This window comes from Pseudomonas sp. FG1 (assembly GCF_034313875.1).
In the GTDB taxonomy this organism is placed as follows: Bacteria; Pseudomonadota; Gammaproteobacteria; order Pseudomonadales; family Pseudomonadaceae; genus Aquipseudomonas; species Aquipseudomonas veronii.
In genome coordinates this window covers 2,913,655-2,931,380 of the sequence record NZ_JAVIWP010000001.1, presented here as the reverse complement: position 1 = coordinate 2,931,380, position 17,726 = coordinate 2,913,655, and the positions used below count along the sequence as shown (strand labels likewise).

At 64.0% G+C, this 17,726-nt stretch carries 17 protein-coding genes; 7 read left to right on the top strand and 10 right to left on the bottom strand.

Annotated features, from left to right (window positions below; genetic code table 11):
• Position 1: 1 nt before the first annotated feature.
• The 5 genes from RGV59_RS13480 to RGV59_RS13460 form a co-directional block, all read right to left on the bottom strand.
• Positions 2-934, bottom strand: coding sequence for a D-2-hydroxyacid dehydrogenase (locus RGV59_RS13480; protein ID WP_017848745.1), 933 nt, complete (start codon positions 932-934; stop codon positions 2-4).
• A gap of 109 nt (positions 935-1,043) precedes the next feature.
• Positions 1,044-1,337, bottom strand: a complete 294-nt coding sequence (locus tag RGV59_RS13475) for a YcgL domain-containing protein (protein ID WP_017848744.1) — start codon at positions 1,335-1,337, stop codon at positions 1,044-1,046.
• On the bottom strand, positions 1,334-2,467 hold the full coding sequence (gene rnd, locus RGV59_RS13470) for a ribonuclease D (protein WP_046490395.1): 1,134 nt from the start codon (positions 2,465-2,467) through the stop codon (positions 1,334-1,336). Before rnd ends, RGV59_RS13475 begins: the two co-directional genes overlap by 4 nt.
• Before the next feature lie 122 nt (positions 2,468-2,589).
• Complete coding sequence (locus tag RGV59_RS13465; protein ID WP_017848742.1) at positions 2,590-3,189, bottom strand: class I SAM-dependent methyltransferase; 600 nt, start codon at positions 3,187-3,189, stop codon at positions 2,590-2,592.
• Between the two features lie 101 nt (positions 3,190-3,290).
• On the bottom strand, positions 3,291-4,661 hold the full coding sequence (locus RGV59_RS13460) for a glutamine synthetase family protein (protein ID WP_046384337.1): 1,371 nt from the start codon (positions 4,659-4,661) through the stop codon (positions 3,291-3,293).
• A gap of 410 nt (positions 4,662-5,071) precedes the next feature.
• Here RGV59_RS13460 and RGV59_RS13455 point away from each other — a divergent pair, with 410 nt between their 5' ends.
• Both RGV59_RS13455 and RGV59_RS13450 read left to right on the top strand, forming a co-directional pair.
• On the top strand, positions 5,072-5,845 hold the full coding sequence (locus RGV59_RS13455; protein ID WP_017848740.1) for a transporter substrate-binding domain-containing protein: 774 nt from the start codon (positions 5,072-5,074) through the stop codon (positions 5,843-5,845).
• Between the two features lie 50 nt (positions 5,846-5,895).
• Entirely contained in the window at positions 5,896-6,735 is an 840-nt protein-coding gene (locus tag RGV59_RS13450) for a cache domain-containing protein (protein WP_017848739.1), read from the top strand.
• A 69-nt stretch (positions 6,736-6,804) separates the two neighbouring features.
• On the opposite strand, the gene RGV59_RS13445 is transcribed toward RGV59_RS13450, so the two are convergent.
• Entirely contained in the window at positions 6,805-8,322 is a 1,518-nt protein-coding gene (locus tag RGV59_RS13445; RefSeq protein ID WP_126586406.1) for an MDR family MFS transporter, read from the bottom strand.
• A 65-nt stretch (positions 8,323-8,387) separates the two neighbouring features.
• Complete coding sequence (gene pobA / locus RGV59_RS13440; RefSeq protein WP_169884575.1) at positions 8,388-9,572, bottom strand: 4-hydroxybenzoate 3-monooxygenase; 1,185 nt, start codon at positions 9,570-9,572, stop codon at positions 8,388-8,390.
• A 189-nt stretch (positions 9,573-9,761) separates the two neighbouring features.
• On the opposite strand from pobA, the gene RGV59_RS13435 reads away from it, so the two are divergent.
• Complete coding sequence (locus tag RGV59_RS13435) at positions 9,762-10,649, top strand: helix-turn-helix domain-containing protein (RefSeq protein WP_046490390.1); 888 nt, start codon at positions 9,762-9,764, stop codon at positions 10,647-10,649.
• A gap of 25 nt (positions 10,650-10,674) precedes the next feature.
• Here the strand turns inward: RGV59_RS13435 and RGV59_RS13430 are convergent, their stop codons facing one another.
• Positions 10,675-10,851: a hypothetical protein gene (locus tag RGV59_RS13430; RefSeq protein WP_017848735.1), complete on the bottom strand. Its 177-nt coding sequence runs from the start codon at positions 10,849-10,851 to the stop codon at positions 10,675-10,677.
• A gap of 99 nt (positions 10,852-10,950) precedes the next feature.
• Positions 10,951-11,856, bottom strand: coding sequence for a LysR family transcriptional regulator (locus RGV59_RS13425; RefSeq protein WP_032804836.1), 906 nt, complete (start codon positions 11,854-11,856; stop codon positions 10,951-10,953).
• Positions 11,857-11,961: 105 nt separating this feature from the next.
• Here RGV59_RS13425 and RGV59_RS13420 point away from each other — a divergent pair, with 105 nt between their 5' ends.
• Both RGV59_RS13420 and RGV59_RS13415 read left to right on the top strand, forming a co-directional pair.
• Positions 11,962-12,828: an MBL fold metallo-hydrolase gene (locus RGV59_RS13420; RefSeq protein WP_126586408.1), complete on the top strand. Its 867-nt coding sequence runs from the start codon at positions 11,962-11,964 to the stop codon at positions 12,826-12,828.
• Between the two features lie 34 nt (positions 12,829-12,862).
• A complete protein-coding gene (locus RGV59_RS13415) occupies positions 12,863-13,477 on the top strand; it encodes an NAD(P)-dependent oxidoreductase (protein WP_017848732.1) in 615 nt (204 codons plus the stop codon).
• Between the two features lie 59 nt (positions 13,478-13,536).
• Here RGV59_RS13415 and RGV59_RS13410 read toward each other — a convergent pair whose 3' ends face one another.
• A complete protein-coding gene (locus RGV59_RS13410) occupies positions 13,537-14,409 on the bottom strand; it encodes a LysR substrate-binding domain-containing protein (protein ID WP_017848731.1) in 873 nt (290 codons plus the stop codon).
• Positions 14,410-14,520: 111 nt separating this feature from the next.
• Here RGV59_RS13410 and RGV59_RS13405 point away from each other — a divergent pair, with 111 nt between their 5' ends.
• Together RGV59_RS13405 and RGV59_RS13400 are read left to right on the top strand one after the other, a co-directional pair.
• Entirely contained in the window at positions 14,521-16,146 is a 1,626-nt protein-coding gene (locus tag RGV59_RS13405) for a 5-guanidino-2-oxopentanoate decarboxylase (protein WP_126586410.1), read from the top strand.
• Positions 16,143-17,585, top strand: a complete 1,443-nt coding sequence (locus RGV59_RS13400) for an aldehyde dehydrogenase family protein (RefSeq protein ID WP_126586412.1) — start codon at positions 16,143-16,145, stop codon at positions 17,583-17,585. Before RGV59_RS13405 ends, RGV59_RS13400 begins: the two co-directional genes overlap by 4 nt.
• Positions 17,586-17,726: the final 141 nt, after the last annotated feature.

The following is a 17,726-nucleotide window of genomic DNA, read 5'->3' as shown; positions in this document are numbered from 1 at the left end:
GTCAGTAGCCGCGCTCGAAATCCACTTCACCGCGCAACACTTGCTTGGCCTGGTAGGCGCGCACGTTTTCCAGAAACAGTTGCACCATCATCGATGGCGAGGTCGGCGCCGAGCTGTGCCCGGTCAGCAGCAGGCCCCAGGCGGTCCAGAACGGGTGGCGCTGCGGCAACGGTTCCTGGCGGCACACGTCGATCACCGCGCCAGCCAGGTGCCCTTCTTTCAACGCTTCGACCAGATCCGCATCAACCACCGCGACGCCGCGGCCGACGTTGATAAACAACCCGCTCGGCTTGAATTGCTTGAACAGCGCCGCGTCGTACAGGTCGTGGGTGTTCGGCGTGTTGGGCAACAGGTTGATCACGTAGTCCGCTTCGCCCACCAGCCGGCCGAGTTGATCGAGCGCGGCCACTTCGACAAACGGCGCCTGCTCGCGCGCCTGGCTGGCGATGCCGTACAGCTTGACGCCAAACGGCACGAGGAACTGCGCCACGCGCTGGCCGATATCACCGCAGCCGACGATCAGCACCGTGCGCCCCGCCAGGCTCTGGCCCATGCGGTTGTCCCACTTGCGCTCGACCTGGCTGACCAGGCGCGCCAAGACTTCGCGTTCATGGCCGAGCATGTAGGTGAGGATAAATTCCGCCATGACCTGGCCAAAAATCCCCACCGCACGGGTCAAGCGATAGTCGCGGGGCAGGCCGTCGGCCAGCAGCGGCGTGATGCCGGCCCAGGTCGATTGCAGCCACTGCGGCTGGTGCCCCTGGCGCAACAGGGTGGCGAGCAGGTCCGGCTGGCCGAGCCACACCGGGCAATCGGCGGCCAGGCGCGAGAGTTCGGCCGAGTCGCCGCTGGTCAACACCTCGAGGTCCGGGGCCGCTTCGCTCAGCAACCGGGCGTAGAGCGGGTGATCCTGTTCAGCAATCAGAACACGCATGGTTCAAACCTTTCAAAAACAATGCGGACGGCCGCCCGCATCCTTACGGCCACCATCCATTAATACGATTCCATGGAAAAGAATGCGCCCCGGGCAGGGCACGCCACGATCACATCGGGTCGTTGCGGCGCAGCAGCTCTTCGGGCAAGTGTTCGATGTACTCGTCCTCGGCCGGTGGCATTTGCAGGTGGTAGCCCTGCTTTTCGAGGTTTTCCAGGACCACTGCGATGTCCTCGCGCGACAGCTTGCGCTCGGGCGTCAGCACCATGTCGAAGGCGTGATGGGCCTTGCCGAAGGCTTCCATCAAGGGTTCCGGCACGCGCTCCAGGGCATCACTTTTCAGCACGTAGAGATACATTTCGTTGCGTTTCAAGCTGCGATAGATGGAGCAAATACGTTTCAAGGCTGTTCTCCGGCAGTGGCCAGGCTGTCGAGCAGCGCCTGGCCCATCAACTCGCGGCGCCAGCCACGCAGCGAGTCTGGCAATTGGTAAGGCCCGTCGGGGTAGCCACTTTTGACCAGGGCTTCGAGGGTTTTCTTGCGCAGCATCAGTTCCGGCGCCATCTCCAGACGTTCGGCTTGCGCCTGGCCCAAGGCGCGCAGGTGCTTGATCAGCGTCGCGGCGTCCACCGGCAGCGGTTCAGCCACGGCGGGCGGCCATTGGTCCATGGACACGCTGCCGGCGCGCTTGATCAGGTCCAGCAGAAACTGGCCATCCTGACGCACGGTGCGCGGGTGCATGTCTTCGATTTTGCCCAGGGCGGCGAGGTTATCCGGCTGGGATTTGGCCAGGGGCCACAGCGAGTGTTCACGAATGATGCGATTGCGCGGCAGGTCACGGGCACGCGCTTGCTGCTCGCGCCAGGCGCACAGTTCACGCAGCACGGCGAGTTGGGCACGGGACAGTTTCCACGCCAGCTTGGCCTCGCGGTACACCTCGTAAGGGTCGACTTCGCGGCGCAGGTTGGCCACCAGTTCGGCACCGTCTTCCAGGACCCAGGCGTACTTGTCGTCCGACAGCCGCGGGCGCAGGCGAATGAAGACCTCGGCCAAGTGGACCGCATCTTCGGCGGCGTAGCTCACCTGGGTCTCGGACAACGGGCGCTGCAGCCAGTCCGAGCGGGTTTCGCCCTTGGGCAAGTCGATATCGAGCACGGCTTGCACCAGGCGCGAATAGCCCATGGAGAAGCCGAGGTTCAGGTAAGCCGCGGCCAGTTGGGTGTCGAACAACGGCACTGGCAGGCTGCCGGTCAGGCGCAGCAACACTTCCAGGTCTTCACTGCAGGCGTGGACCACTTTGATCACGGCCGGGTTTTCCAGCAACGCCGCCAGCGGTTGCCAGTTGTCGATGGTCAGGGGGTCGATCAGGTAAGCGCGAACGCCATCACCGATCTGGATCAGCCCGGCAATGGGATAAAAGGTGTCGACCCGCATGAACTCGGTGTCGAGGGCGACGAATGGCAACTGCTGCCATTCGGCGCAATGCTGGCCGAGGCTATCGTTGTCGCAGATCCAGTGAATATCGATGGCCACACGGCTCTCCCTTGAAGAATGGCGCGCAGTATATATCGCGGAAGGGACTTGCGAGCATCCGCAGTGCACACGCAATCATGAAAACTCCGACAGCATGTGAAGAATAGTCGGACAGATTGGAGTTATCCCATCTTACGTAGAACGTAGACACGCCATACGCTGGAGCCAGGAATGAACTCCTGGTGATTCAGGACCTGGAACCCCGCCTGGCAGAACTCCCCCTCCACTGGCGTCCGGGAGGCGACCGACACGATCACGGTGTCGCGGCTGACCCGATGAAACTCCTGCAGCAGCGCTTGGCGCCCTTCGCGGCTGGGCACGTGGCGAAACAATTCCAGACAGAAAATGCAATCTACCGCGTTCGCCGACAAGCCGATGGAAAATGCCGAGCCCTGAAAGGTCTTGACCCGCTTGAGCAGCGCCGCCGGGTGATGGGTGCGGGCGTGGTCGAGCATGTCCTGGGAGTTATCCGAGGCGAGGATGACCCGGTTGACGTGTTCGGCCAACACCGGCCAGAACCGCCCCGAACCGCAGGCCAGGTCGAGGATCAGACCGGGCTCGCCGGCCACCTTGAGGGCATTGCGCACCAGCCGCCCGTCACGCCACGCCGCCAGACGCCGGCGCAGTCCAGGCGGGCGCGTATCGCCGCAGACCCTGGCGTGCTCACGGTCACAGCGTTCGGCGTATTCGATCTCGATGGACGAAAGTGGTGGTGACAACATCACGGGCTCATGTGAGTGGAACGGTAGTGAACGACCTTGATTCGCAGCTTAACCAGTGCAACGTGAAAAAAAGGTCGAAAAAACCACCACCGTCAATCCGTTCACGCCGAGTGCAGATACCAGCGCCAATCCTGCTCGCCCACCTCGCCCATGAACTGCCGATATTCAGCCCGTTTCACCGCCAGGTACACGCCCAGGAACTCACTGCCGAACGCCTCCCGTGCCCAGCTGGAGTCTTCCAGGGCGCGCAGGGTGGTGAGCCAATCGGTGGGCAGCAACGCGTTGGCCTGGGCGTAGCCGTTGCCTTCCACCGGAGCGCCGGGGTCAAGTCGTTCGCGGATGCCGCGGTGGATACCGGCGAGGATCGCCGCCGCCGCCAGATAGGGGTTGGCGTCGGCGCCGCAGAGGCGGTGTTCGATGTGCCGCGACGGCGCCGGACCACCCGGCACACGCAGGCTGACGGTGCGGTTGTCGACGCCCCAGGTGGCGGCCAGCGGCGCATAGCTGTTGGTCTGGAAGCGGCGATAGGAGTTGGCGTTGGGGCAGAACATCAGCAGCGAATCGAGCAAGGTGCTGAGCATGCCGCCCACGGCCTGGCGCAGCAGCGGCGTACCGTCGGCGGCCTCGCTGGCGAACAGGTTATGACCCTCGGCGTCCGCCAGGCTGACATGCATGTGCATGCCGGTGCCGGCCAGGTCGTCGAACGGTTTGGCCATGAAGCACGCCGTCATCCCGTGTTTGTGCGCCACGCCTTTGACCAGGCGTTTGTAGCGCACCGCTTCGTCCATCGCTTGCAGGGCATCGGTGCGGTGTTCGAGGGTGATTTCGACCTGGCCCGGCGCGTATTCGGAAATCGCCGTGCGCGCCGGGATACCTTGCAGTTTGCAGGCGCTGTAAAGGTCGGCGAGAAACGGCTCGATCTGCTCCAGCTCGCGCAGGCCATAGACCTGGGTCGCACGCGGGCGGCCGCCGTCCATGTCGCGCGCCGGTTGCGGGCGGCCGTTGTGGTCGGGTTTCTGGTCGAGCAGGTAGAACTCCAGTTCCGCCGCCATCACCGGGTAATAACCATCGGCCTTGAGCCCGTCGATCACCCTGGCCAGCACGTGCCGGGGGTCGGCCACGGTGGCGGGCAAGCCTTCGGTGGGGTGCATGCTGACTTGCACCGCCGCCGTCGGAATCAGCCGCCATGGCATGCGCTGCAAACTGCCGCTGATCGGGTAGGCGCGACAGTCGATATCGCCCACCTCCCACACCAGCCCGGAGTTTTCCACGTCATCGCCATGGATGGTCAGGCCAAGGATCGTGCTGGGCAGCGGGCGGCCGCTTTCATACACCGCCAGCAGTTCGTCGCGATGCAGCAACTTGCCACGCGGCACGCCATTGTTGTCGAGGATGAACAGCTCGAACATCTCGATGTCCGGGTTCTGCTCAAGGAAAGAGCGGGCTTCGTGCAGGCTGGCAAAAACACTCATGGCAATTCTCATACGTTTGCGTCAGGCAGGCGCACAGGCGCCGCCGGGCGGATGCGCGCAGGTGCGCGTCATCCATCGGATAGATCAACGTAGGCGAGAGGTATCTGGTGGGCGCGCATGTCGACAGTGGAACAGGGCCCAGAAAGCCAGCGCGGAGGGCAACGCCTCGACATCCGCCGGACCGCTCGGCGCGACGACGCCAGGCAGTGTCTCGGGGTAAGTGTCGGGGTAACCGTCCATGGGCGAATCACAGTGAGGGAGATGCCTGGCAGCGTCACACGCCGGGTCAGGGGCGTCAATTCAGGGTTGACGGAGTTTGGTTGCACGTTGGCTAAACATTCGCCGTCCTTGCCACCCCGCCATCTTGCTGGAAATAATGGCCGCCCGATCATGCCCAAGGACTCGACCGCATGAAAGCTCCTTTAGCCCTGTGTGTATTGGTGAGTCTGGCGACACCCGCCCTCGCGGACACGCCCCCCTCGCGCCTGGACAACGTGCTCGACAGCGGCACGCTCACCGTCTGCACCACCGGCGACTACAAGCCCTACACCTTCCTGCGTGCCGATGGCCGCTACGAAGGCATCGATATCGCCATGGCCGAGTCCCTGGCCAAGAGCCTCAACGCCAAGATCGCCTGGGTGCCCACCACCTGGAAAAGCCTGATGCCGGACTTCCTCGCGCACCGCTGCGACATCGCCGTGGGCGGTATTTCGGTGTCGCTGGAACGCCAGAAAAAGGCGTTCTTCAGCCAGTCCCTCGGCGTCGACGGCAAGATCCCGCTGGTGCGCTGCGCCGATGTGCAGCGTTACCAGAGCGTCGAGCAGATCAACCAGCCACAGGTGCGGGTGATCGAACCGGCGGGCGGCACCAACGAAGTGTTCGCCCGGGCGCACCTGGGCCAGGCGCAACTGCGCCTGCACGACAACGTGACCATCTTCGACGAACTGCTGGCGGGCAAGGCCGATGTGATGATCACCGACGCCAGCGAGGCGCGCTTCCAGCAGAAACTCAAGCCGGGGCTGTGTGCGGTCAACCCGCAGCGGCAGATGCAGTACAGCGAGAAAGCCTTCCTGCTGCCCCGCGACGATGTAGCCTGGAAAAGTTACGTCGACCAGTGGTTGCACCTGAGCGTGGCCACCGGGGTGTACGACGGCATCGTTAATCAATGGCTGGCGGCGCCCTGAGCCGCAGCCGTCTAAGCTGTGCTCACATCCATAAGAACGAGGCACGGATAATGAAGCGACTGCTCCGATTCAGCTGGCTGTTGCTGTTGGGTTTCAGCCAGGTACACGCCGCCGCCTTGCCGGAGGAGGAAGCCCAGGCGGCCAAGGCTCTGCTGGGGAAAGCCTTGGCCTACTACCAGAGCAATGGCGACAAGGCCTTCGCCGCCTTCAGCCGCCAGGGCGAGTTCGTCGACCATGACCGCTATGTGTTCGTGGTCGACACCCAGGGCGTGTTGCTGGCCAGCGGCGGGCCCTCCTCCGCCTTGATCGGCCGCGATGTGTCCGAAGTGCTCGGGGCAGATTTGCGCCAGTCGTTCAAGGACGCGCTCAAGGCGCCGGAAGGCCAGGGCATCCAGCAGGCCGACTACCGCTGGCAGAACTGGAACGACGGCAAGATCGAACACAAGCATGTGTTTTATCAGCGTGTCGGCGAACGCATCCTCGCGGTGGGCTATTACCTGCCACGGGCCACGCCGGAACAGGCGCGAGCGCTGCGGGACCAGGCCGTCAAGGCGCTGGTCAAGGATGAAGCCGGCACGCTGAAGGCGATCAACTCATTGCAGGGCGGTTTCCTGCAGGACGATCTCTACGTGTTCGTGGTCGACCTCGATACCCGGCGCTATGCCGCCCATGGCACCAACCTGCGGCTGATCAACACCGACTTCAGCAAGATCAAGGACCCCGACGGCAAGCCGGTGGGCGCACCGATCCTCAAGTTGATGGCGGAGCAGGATCAGGGTGAGTACACGTACCGTTGGAAAAACCCGGTGACCGGCAAGGTCGAGAACAAGCATGCGTATTTGCGCAAAACCGGGCATTTCATGGTGGCGGTCGGTTCTTACAGCCCTTGAATTGCACAGGCGGTCAAACCGGTGGGAGCGGGCCAGCCCGCTCCCACATTTGGATCTCCAGCCGGCCCGTCAGCGGGCCTTGTCTTCACGGCCGCGCAGCATGCGATCAGGCATCGCAATCGCTGCCGCCAACCCCAGCAACGACACCGCCGCACTGACCATCAGCAAATGCCGGAACGTCACCGCCAGTTCTCCACGCAGGGCATCCTGCGCCGGGCCTGGGGCGGCGTTCAGGCCATCGAGCAAAACGCTGCCGGAACCGCCCTCGACCACCAGCGCGCCGCTGGCCAGGTGGGCAAAGCTGGAGTCCTGCAACAGCGCCAGCAACAACGCCGACATGCACGCCACCCCGACCGCCCCGCCCAGGGAACGGAACAGGTTGGTGGTGCTGGTGGCGACGCCGATATCGTGCTGTTCCACCGAGTTCTGCGTGCCCACCAGCGAGGTCGGGAACTGCATGCCGGCAGCGATGCCGCACAGCAGCATGAACATCGCCGTCAGCCCCATCGCCTGCGGCGCACTGTAGGCCATGCCGAGAATCGCCAAGGGGCTCAACACGGCGCCGCTGAGGATCAGCGGTTTATAGCGCCCGGTCACCGAGGTCATGCGCCCGGCAAAGTAGGCGCCCATCGGCAAGCCCATCGCCAGTGGCAGCAGGTGCAGCGCGGCACTGTCGGCGCCGGAGCCGGTCACGGTCTGAAAGCGCAAAGGCATCAGCACCGTCAGGGAAATCGCCTGGAAACTGGTGAAAAACATCGTACACCAGCACAGCACAGCACTGCGGTTGGCGAACAGGTGCATCGGCAACAACGGTTCCCGCGCACGCCGCTCATGCCAGACAAATATGCTCAGCGCCACCAGCGCGCAGGCCAGCAACGCTAGCACCGAGTCATTGCGCCAATCATGGCCCTGGCCGATTTCGGTGATGCCCAGCAGCAAGGCGCTCAAGCCGATGATCAGCAGCACGGTGCCGAGGTAATCGATGATCGGCTTGCGTTGCGGCAACGGCAGCCCGACCAGGCTGCGATGGGCCACGTACCAGGCGCCGGCGCCCAACGGCAGGTTGATCAAAAACACCCAGCGCCAGGACAGGTACTCGGTCATATAACCGCCCAGCACCGGCCCGGCCACGCTGGCCACCGCGTACATGCCGCTGAAATAGCCCTGGTAACGCCCGCGCTCGCGCGGCGGGATGATGTCGCCGATGATCGCCTGGCTCACCGAAATCATCCCGCCGGCGCCGATGCCCTGGAGCACCCGCGCCAGCACCAGTTGCTCCATGCTTTGCGCCATGCCACAGAACAGCGACGCCAGGGTGAACAGACCCATGCCGATCAGCATCATCGGCCGCCGCCCGTACAGGTCGCCGAGCTTGCCGTAGATCGGCACCGCCACTGTCATCGCCACCATGTAGCCGGAGATCACCCAGGCCAGCAGGTTGACGTCGTGGAACTGCGCGGAAATGGCCGGCATGGACACGGCGACAATGGTCTGGTCCAAGGCACCGAGGAAGATCGCCATCATCAACGAGACGAGGATGCTGCGCACGGCAGGTACGGCTGGAGTAGGCTGATTGAGCTGAGTCACGGTAAACCTTCGAGCAAGGCCCGCAGGAAAAGGCGACCTGCGGGCATGCTCGATACGATAGCAGGCTATTCGATAGCTTCGTAAGGAAGCCCGACGTAATTTTCCGCGATGGTGGTGCGACCGGCGTGCGAGTGGATGAAGTACGCCAGTTCGCTCTCGGCAATGCGCTGGCTGAACCCGTCCGCTTCGGGAAACTGATGCAGCATCGACGTCATCCACCAGGAAAACCGCTCAGCCTTCCACACGCGTCGCAGGCAGATTTCCGAATATTTCTCCAGCAACTCCACGCGCCCCTCGCGGTAGACCTTGAGCAAGATGCGAAACAGCGTGCTCACGTCGCTCGCCGCCAGGTTCAAGCCCTTGGCCCCGGTGGGTGGGACGATGTGCGCCGCATCCCCCAGCAGAAACAAACGCCCGTACTGCATCGGCTCGACCACGAAGCTGCGCAGCGGCGCGATGCTTTTTTCGATCGACGGCCCGGTCACCAACTGCTCGGCCAACTGGCTTGGCAGGCGCGTTTTCAGTTCAGCCCAGAAACGCTGGTCCGACCACTCATCGACCGACTCCTCGACGGGTACTTGCAGGTAGTAACGGCTGCGCGTCGGCGAACGCATGCTGCACAAGGCAAACCCGCGCGCATGCTTGGCGTACACCAGTTCAGGATGGACCGGCGGCGTGTCGGCCAGGATGCCCAGCCAGCCGAAGGGATACACCCGCTCGAAGACCTTCAGCGACTCGGCCGGGATCGATTGCCGGGCGACACCGTGAAAACCGTCGCAACCGGCCACGTAATCACACTCCAGGCGAAAGGCTTCGCCTTCATGTTCGAACGTCAGCCAGGGTTGATCAGTTTTGAGCCCGTGGGGTTGCACCTCACGCGCGTTATACAAGGTGACGCCACCGGTGGCGGCGCGTGCGGCCATCAGGTCGCGGGTCACTTCGGTCTGGCCGTAGACCATCACCGATTGACCGCCGGTGAGCGCCTTGAGGTCGATGTGAGTCAGTTGGCCATTAAGCGCCAGTTCGAAGCCATCATGGACTAGGCCTTCCGCGTCCATGCGCTGGCTGACGCCGGCCTCGCGCAACAGGTCGACCATGCCTTGCTCCAACACCCCGGCACGGATGCGCCCCAGCACGTAATCGGCGCTCTGGCGCTCTAGAATCAGGGTTTGGATACCGGCCTGCTGCAACAGTTGGCCGAGCAACAGTCCCGAAGGACCGGCGCCGATGATGGCGACTTGAGTTTTCAGCGTTTTCATTATTTTTATGGTCCGAAAAATTCACCCGAACGGATAAGGTGAAAGAGTTGTCATTGGTCTTATTGCTGACATTTTTCACTTGAGTGGGCGCTATAAGAAGGTGAAAACTGCGCCAAAGCCTGCGCTTTTTGCCAATCGGGGCGATTACCGAACCACTTGCCTGAGTATCGGATTGAAACTATGACCAAAACTGCCAGTTCCGCGATTCCGGTGTTCAAGCTGTACGGGGAAAACCAGCAATGGCCGACGCCGGATTTGTTGCACTGCGAAACGATTTCCCGACGCAGCCGGGACTACCAGTGGGAAATCCAGCCCCACCGGCACGCGGATCTGTGCCAGTTGCTGTACGTCCACCAAGGCCAGGCGCAACTGGAAATCGAAGGCCAGCGCACCACCCTCAACGAAGCGACCTTGCAGGTGCTGCCGCCGCTGTGTGTGCACGGATTCCGGTTTGCGGAAGATGTCGAAGGCTACGTGCTGACCCTGGCGGCACCGCTGGTCAGCCACCTGCAAGCGCAATTGGGCGCAACGGTGGACGGCCTGCAGGTGCTGGGCAGTTACCCGGCAGGCAAGGACAGCGACTATCTCAACAACCTGTTCGCCCGCCTGCAGGACGAATACGCCGATGAGCAGCCGGCCCGGGACATGCTGATGCACGCCCTGGTCAGCGTGTTGCTGGTGTGGATCAGCCGCCAGGCCATCCAGCGCCGCCACCCGCGGGCACCGCGTGGGCGCGAGTATTTCCGGCGCTTTACCCAATTGGTCGAACAGCATTATCGCGAACACCCGAAGATTGAAGACCTGGCCCACAAGCTGGGTATCTCGGTCTCACACCTGAACGGCACATGTCGGGAATTGGGTGGGCAACCCGCGCTACAGATCATGCACGACCGCCAATTGCTGGAAGCCAAGCGCCTGCTGACCTACACCAGCATGACCATCAATGAAATGTCGGAGGTATTGGGCTTTTCCGACCCGACCAACTTCTCGCGGCTATTCCGCCGCCGGGTCGGGTTTTCGCCCAAGGCATTTCGCGAACGACTCAAGGCCGAAACACCCGAGGATTAAACGCGGGATCGTCCTTGGTTGGCCATTAGCGCAACGCGCTGAAACTGCCGGTGCGCGGAATGCATTGATCCTGATGGCAACTGATCGCAAAGCTCGGCTGCATGCGGGCCTGCTCGACGCGATAGGCAGCGGTGCCGTACAGCGCGCTGACCAAGGCGCAAAGGATGAAAATTTTCAGGTACTTTCTGGTTTTGACGGTCATGGCACAGACCTCTGAAGGACCTACTCGGTGCTGTTTAAAGCATAGGTCAGCCAGGGCGAGTTGCCATTATTGGACGCCATTCAACATCTGTCTGTCGGGTCACAGGCCCCGGTCCCACTCCGGCGTTTCCGGAAACCTCAGCACCAGGAAATCCAGGAGGCTGCGCAGCGCCGACGGCATGTGTTTGCGCGACGCGTACACCGCGTAGATGTTCATCTGCCGCGGTTCGGCCGCGGGCAACAGGCGCACCAGTTCGCCACGGCGGATGTGCTCGCCGGCCTGATAACTGGGCAGCATCGCCACCCCCGCCCCGGCGAGCGTCACGCGTAACAGCGTGCTGGCTTCGTTGGCGGTGATATTGCCGTGGACCGGCACCGAAACGTGTTCGCCGCCTTCCTCGAAATGCCACAGGCTTTTGCCGAAGTACGAGTGGGTCAGGCAGTTGTGTCGCGCCAGGTCCTCGACCTTTTGCGGCGCCGGATGCTCAAGCAGGTAGGCCGGGGTCGCGCACACCACCGAGCGACAGACCGTCAGGCGCCGCGCGATCAGGTTGGGGTCCAGGTCGTTGCTGGTGCGGATGGCCAGGTCGATGCGCTCATCCACCAGGTTGACCGTGCGATCGAGCATCTGCAGGTCGACCGTCACCAAGGGGTAGCGCCTGACGTATTCGGCGATGGCCTCGGCCAACTGCGCCTGGCCGAACGAGGTGCTGACACTCAGGCGCAGCAGGCCACGGGGCGCGTCATCCGGTTCGCTGACGGCGGCCTGCATGTCGCCGCACAGTTCCAGCAATTGCCGGCAACGTGGCAGGGTTTCCCCGCCGGCAGCCGTCAGGCTGAGTTTGCGCGTGGTGCGATGCAGCAAGCGCGCGCCGACCCAGTCTTCCAGCTCGGCCAGGTAGCGCGAGACCACCGGGCGCGACAGGTCCAGATGGTCGGCGGCGGCGGACTGGCTGCCCAGATCCACCACCGTCACAAACACGCGCATTGCTTGAAGACGATCCATGATCTGCCCGATTTTAGAAACAAACTATGTCCCAGCATCGCATTTTTTGTGGTGTTTGGTGCAACTAAGCTCTGCGCATCCCTTACCGATTGCCGGAGTTGCCCGATGTTGTCCACCCTCAAGCGCCTGACCCTGGCGACCGCCGCCCTGGCCTTCGCCGTCCAGGCGGCCGCCGCCGAGCTGACCCTCGAGGTGTACAACCCCGGCGAGGCCGCGATCTTCCCGGTCAGTTCGGTGCTGGTCAGCGGCGCGAAAGACGCGATCCTGGTCGACGCGCAGTTCGGCAAAAGCCAGGCCGAACACCTGGTGCAGAAGATCCGCGCCAGCGGCAAACACCTGACGACCATCTACATCAGCCACGGCGACCCGGACTACTACTTCGGCCTCGACACCCTGACCGCCGCATTCCCCGACGCCAAGGTGCTGGCCCCGCAAGCGGTGGTCGACCACATCAACGCCACCGTCGCCGGCAAACTGGCGTTCTGGGGCCCGAAAATGGGCGCCGACAAGCCAGGCAAAACCATCGTGCCGCAGGTGCTCGACGGCCACCGCCTGACGCTTGAAGGGCAACCGCTGGAAGTGATCGGCCTCGACGGCCCGCAGCCGGATCGCAGCTTTGTATGGGTGCCGTCGATCAAGGCCGTGGTCGGCGGTGTGGTCGTCGCCGACAACATCCACCTGTGGATGGCCGATACTCAGAGCGCACAGTCCCATAAAGACTGGCTGGCCACCCTGCAACGCATCGCCGAACTGCAGCCGCGCACGGTGGTTCCGGGGCATTTCCTCGGCAACCCGTCGCTGCAATCCGTGGCCTTTACCGCCGACTACATCCAGGCCTTTGACGAAGAAACCGCCAAGGCCAAGGACTCCGCCGCCCTGATCGCGGCGATGAAAAAGCGTTACCCGACCCTCGCCGACGAAAGTTCGCTGGAACTGAGCGCCAAAGTCGCCAAGGGCGAAATGAAGTGGTGAAGCGTTTCAAACCTTAACCGTACTGGAGAATGTCATGAGCAAGATCGCAATCATTGGGGCCACCGGCCGCGCCGGTAGCCAACTGCTGGAAGAAGCGCTGCGACGCGGGCACAGCGTCACCGCCATCGCGCGCAACACTGACAAGCTCGCCGTGCGTCCTGGCGTCAGCGTCAAACAGGTCGATGCGCTGGATGCCGAGGCCTTGCAACAGGCCATCAGCGGCAGCGATGTGGTGATCAGCGCGGCGCATTTCGCCACCCTGCCCGCCAGCGCGGTGATCGGCCCGGTGAAAAAAGCCGGGGTCAAACGCCTGCTGGTGGTGGGCGGCGCGGGTTCGCTGCTGCTGCCGGGCGGCACTCGGGTGATCGACAGCGAGGGTTTCCCAGAGGCGTACAAGGCTGAAGCCAGTGCCGGCGCGACGTTCCTCGAGGCGTTGCGTCAGGAACAGGAACTGGATTGGACCTTCCTGTCGCCATCGGCCGAATTCGTTGAAACCGAGCGCACCGGCACCTTCCGCCTGGGCCAGGATGATTTGCTGGTGAGCCGCGAAGGCCGCAGCTGGATCAGCTTCGCCGACTTCGCCATCGCGATGATTGATGAAGTGGAAACACCGAAGCATTCGCGCCAGCGTTTCACCGTCGGTTATTGAGCCGACACGATCCACCTGTGGGAGCTGGCTTGCCGGTTCCCACAGGTGGATCTTCAGCGTTACGCCTGTTGCGCCTGGTTGACCAACCACTCCATCAACGCTTCAAGCCCGGCGGACGGCTTTGTCCCCGGCGGATACACCAGGTAATAGCCCATCCCCGTCGGCACCCGCAATTCAAACGGCGTCACCAAGCGCCCCGCGCTCACGTCCTCGCCAATCAACGCGCTGTCGCCAATCGCCACGCCTGAACCCTGGGACGCCACTGTCATGGCCAGATCCAGCGTCTCGAAATGATGGCCCTGGCTCACATTGCTCAAGCGCGTCTTCGCCGCGTTCAGCCATAACGCCCAGTCCCGCTCGTCCCGCGTGGGGTGCAGCAGCACCTGTTGCTGCAGGTCCGCTGGCGTATTCAGCGCGCCCAGCAAGGCCGGCGCGCACACCGGGGTGAGTTGTTCGTCGAACAGATGCCGAGCCTCGGCCGACTGTTCGGCGCTGGGCGCATAGATCACCGCGGCATCGAATTGCTCGCGACGAAAGTCCACGGTGTAGGCCACGGTCGTGGTCAGCTCCACCGGCACATCCGGGCGCTCCCGCTGCCATTGCATCAAGCGCGGCAGCAGCCAGCGCATCACGCAGGTGGAGGCCTTGAGCTGCAAGGTGTCGCGGCGGCGGCCGATCTGCTCCAGCGCGTCACCGATCAGGCCAAAGACCTGCTGCACCCTCAGCGACCACTCGCGACCTTCTTCGGTCAGGCTCAGGCCCCGCGCCTGGCGCTGGAACAAGGCATAGCCCAAGTGGCTTTCCAGCCCGGCGATCTGCCGGCTCACCGCGCCTTGGGTGATGTGCAACTGCGCGGCAGCGTGGGTGAAGTTGCAGCACTGGGCGGTGACCCAGAAGGTGTGCAGCGCGGGCAGCGGCGGGAGGCGTTTCATAGGGCAAGCAGCCATGACGTGAGGACATGGCTAGTATGACTTTTTATCGATTGTTGCCGCTACGGGCCAGCCGGTCCAATACCGCCTCACCTCAACCTGAGAGCGACATGTATGGCGACCTGCGGCGAAGTATTGGTCAAGCTCCTGGAAAGCTACGGCGTGGACCAGGTGTTTGGTATTCCTGGCGTCCACACCGTGGAGTTGTATCGCGGCCTGGCGCGCTCGAACATCCGCCACGTCACCCCGCGCCACGAACAGGGCGCGGGCTTTATGGCCGATGGCTATGCGCGCACCAGCGGCAAGCCCGGCGTGTGTTTGATCATCACCGGCCCCGGCATGACCAACATCACCACGGCCATGGGCCAGGCCTATGCCGACTCGATCCCGATGCTGGTGATCTCCAGCGTGCAGGCGCGCAGCCAGCTGGGCGGCGGGCGCGGCAAGTTGCATGAACTGCCGAACCAAAGCGCGCTGGTCGCCGGCGTGGCGGCGTTCTCCCACACCGTGATGTCGGCAGCAGAATTGCCCGGCGTGCTGGCGCGGGCGTTTGCGCTGTTCCAGGCAGGGCGCCCGCGCCCGGTACACATCGAAATCCCGCTGGATGTGCTGGTGGAAAACGCCGATGCGTTGCTCGGCACCTCCCCCATCAGCGTGGCGCGTGCCGGTGCGGCGCCAGTGGCGGTCGCACAGATGAGCCAACGGCTCGCCGCCGCCCAACGCCCGCTGATCCTGGCCGGCGGCGGCGCCATCGAGGCCGCCGCGGCGTTGACCCGCCTGGCCGAAACCCTCGGCGCCCCCGTGGCGCTGACCATCAACGCCAAAGGCCTGCTGCCCGCGGCCCACCCGCTGCTGATCGGCTCGACCCAGTCCCTGCTCGCCACCCGCGCCCTGGTCGCCGAAGCCGATGTGGTGCTGGCGATCGGCACGGAGCTGGCGGAGACCGACTACGACGTGACCTTCGCCGGCGGTTTCGAGATTCCCGGCGCACTGCTGCGCATCGATATCGACCCCGACCAGACCGTGCGCAATTACCCGCCCGAGCTGGCCTTGGTGGCCGCCGCGCAGATCGCCGCCGACGCCTTGCTCGCCGAACTCCAGCGCCAACCGCTGGCGCCTCGCCACAGTGCCTGGGGCGCCCAGCGCGTCGCCCGCCTGTGGGCCGAATTGACGCCGACCTGGGACGCCGCCACCCGCGCGCAAACCCGCATGCTCCACACCGTGCTGGAGGAACTGCCCGGCGCGGTGCTGGTGGGCGACTCCACACAGCCGGTGTACAGCGGCAACCTGACCCTGAACCTTGACCACCCGCGCCGCTGGTTCAACGCGTCCACCGGCTACGGCACCCTGGGCTACGCCCTGCCCGCGGCCATCGGCGCCTGGTTGGGGCGTGGCGATGGCCAGCCGGTGGTGTGCCTGATCGGCGACGGCGGGCTGCAATTCACCCTGCCGGAACTGGCCAGCGCCGTGGAGGCACGCACGCCGATCATCGTGCTGCTGTGGAATAACCAGGGCTACGAGGAGATCAAAAAGTACATGGTCAACCGGGCCATCGAACCGGTCGGCGTCGACATTTACACGCCGGACTTCATCGGCGTGGCCACGGCCCTCGGTTGTGCCGCCGAACGCATCCAGGGCCTGGACGCACTGCGCGTGGCCTTGCGTGCCGCCGCGGATCGCCAGGGGCCGACGCTGATTGAAATCGACCAGGAACGTTGGGTGCAGGAGGTAGCGGTATGAGTGCGGTCGTAAACGGTGTGTATATCAATGGTGCGTGTCGTGCGGGCCATGACGTGTTGGACGTGATCAACCCGGCCACCGAGGAAATACTCGCCCAGGTCAGCGTCGGCGATGCCCGCGCCGTGACCCAGGCGGTCGACGCCGCCAGTGCGGCGTGTGTCGGCTGGTCGCAAAGCACCGGCCGCGAGCGCGGCGCCCTGCTGCGCAAAGTGGCTCAAGGCGTGAGCGAGCAGCGCGAACCGTTGATGCGTGTACAGTCGCGCAACAGCGGCAAACCGTTGTTCGAAGCGGGAATCGATGTGGACGATGTCATCGCCACCTTCGAGTACTACGCCGGTCTCGCCGAGGCGCTCGACGCCGAGCAAGACCACGCGGTGGCGCTGCCCACTGATGCCTTCAGCGCCCGCCTGCGCCGCGAGCCCTGCGGCGTGGTGGGGCTGATCGTGCCGTGGAATTTCCCCATGGTCACCACCGCCTGGAAACTCGCCCCGGCGCTGGCCGCCGGCTGTTGCGTGGTGCTCAAACCGTCGGAAGTGACGCCGCTGGCGGAGTTGCAACTGGCGCAGATCATCGCCGCGGCCGGCTTCCCGGCGGGGGTGTTCAACCTGGTCTGCGGCACCGGCTTGGCCGTGGGCGCCCCGCTGGCGGCGGACCCTCGCGTGGCGAAGATTTCCTTCACCGGCAGCAATGCGGTGGGCGTGCAGGTGATGCAACGCGCCGCCGAAACCGTCAAGGGCGTGAGCCTGGAACTGGGGGGCAAATCCTCGCTGCTGGTGCTGGAAGATGCCGACCTCGACCTGGCGCTTGAGCTGGCCTGTGGAGGTGGCTTTTTCAACGCCGGGCAGATGTGTTCAGCGACCAGTCGTGTGCTGGTGGCAGACAGTCTCGCGGATGAATTCCTACAGCGTTTAACTGCGCGGGCTGAAGGGATTCGCGTCGCCGACCCATTTGCCGACGACGTGGAAATGGGCGCGTTGATCAACCGCGCCCAGTACCAACGGGTGTTGGCGCATATCCAGCGCGGCGTGCAGGACGGTGCCCGCTTGCTGTGCGGCGGCGAGCGCCCGGCGCACTTGACGAAGGGTTATTTCATTCGCCCCACGCTGTTCACCGACGTGCCGCTGGACAGCGCGTTATGGCGGCAAGAAATCTTCGGCCCGGTGCTGTGTGTACGACGCTTTACCACGGAGGCCGAGGCCATCGCCCTGGCCAACGACAGCGATTTCGGCCTGGTGGCCAGCGTGGTCAGCCGCAACGACGAAACCGCCGCACGCGTGGCCAATGCCTTGCAGGCCGGCATGGTGTGGATCAACGCGCCGCAGGTGATCTTCCCGCAAACGGCGTGGGGCGGTTACAAGCAGAGCAGCATCGGCCGCGAACTGGGCCCGTGGGGGCTGGCGGCGTTTCAGGAGATCAAGCATGTAATCCGGTCTAACTGACGACGCAGCCTCCCGATGGAATGTGGACCAATGTGCGGTATTTCAGTTAACTGCATTTTTTAGATAGCCCCTGCGACTTTCTCATTTGCCCCACTCCCCCGCCCGTGGCCTGATTCGCCCTTGTTCACTCAAGGCAGGCCC

Excerpts from the sequence above, each read along its gene's own strand:
- RGV59_RS13480 (WP_017848745.1), bottom strand. The coding sequence starts at position 934 with ATGCGTGTTCTGATTGCTGAACAGGATCACCCGCTCTACGCCCGGTTG.
- RGV59_RS13465 (WP_017848742.1), bottom strand. The coding sequence starts at position 3,189 with ATGTTGTCACCACCACTTTCGTCCATCGAGATCGAATACGCCGAACGC.
- RGV59_RS13460 (WP_046384337.1), bottom strand. The coding sequence starts at position 4,661 with ATGAGTGTTTTTGCCAGCCTGCACGAAGCCCGCTCTTTCCTTGAGCAG.
- RGV59_RS13455 (WP_017848740.1), top strand. The coding sequence starts at position 5,072 with ATGAAAGCTCCTTTAGCCCTGTGTGTATTGGTGAGTCTGGCGACACCC.
- RGV59_RS13450 (WP_017848739.1), top strand. The coding sequence starts at position 5,896 with ATGAAGCGACTGCTCCGATTCAGCTGGCTGTTGCTGTTGGGTTTCAGC.
- RGV59_RS13435 (WP_046490390.1), top strand. The coding sequence starts at position 9,762 with ATGACCAAAACTGCCAGTTCCGCGATTCCGGTGTTCAAGCTGTACGGG.
- RGV59_RS13430 (WP_017848735.1), bottom strand. The coding sequence starts at position 10,851 with ATGACCGTCAAAACCAGAAAGTACCTGAAAATTTTCATCCTTTGCGCC.
- RGV59_RS13425 (WP_032804836.1), bottom strand. The coding sequence starts at position 11,856 with ATGGATCGTCTTCAAGCAATGCGCGTGTTTGTGACGGTGGTGGATCTG.
- RGV59_RS13420 (WP_126586408.1), top strand. The coding sequence starts at position 11,962 with ATGTTGTCCACCCTCAAGCGCCTGACCCTGGCGACCGCCGCCCTGGCC.
- RGV59_RS13415 (WP_017848732.1), top strand. The coding sequence starts at position 12,863 with ATGAGCAAGATCGCAATCATTGGGGCCACCGGCCGCGCCGGTAGCCAA.
- RGV59_RS13410 (WP_017848731.1), bottom strand. The coding sequence starts at position 14,409 with ATGAAACGCCTCCCGCCGCTGCCCGCGCTGCACACCTTCTGGGTCACC.
- RGV59_RS13405 (WP_126586410.1), top strand. The coding sequence starts at position 14,521 with ATGGCGACCTGCGGCGAAGTATTGGTCAAGCTCCTGGAAAGCTACGGC.
- RGV59_RS13400 (WP_126586412.1), top strand. The coding sequence starts at position 16,143 with ATGAGTGCGGTCGTAAACGGTGTGTATATCAATGGTGCGTGTCGTGCG.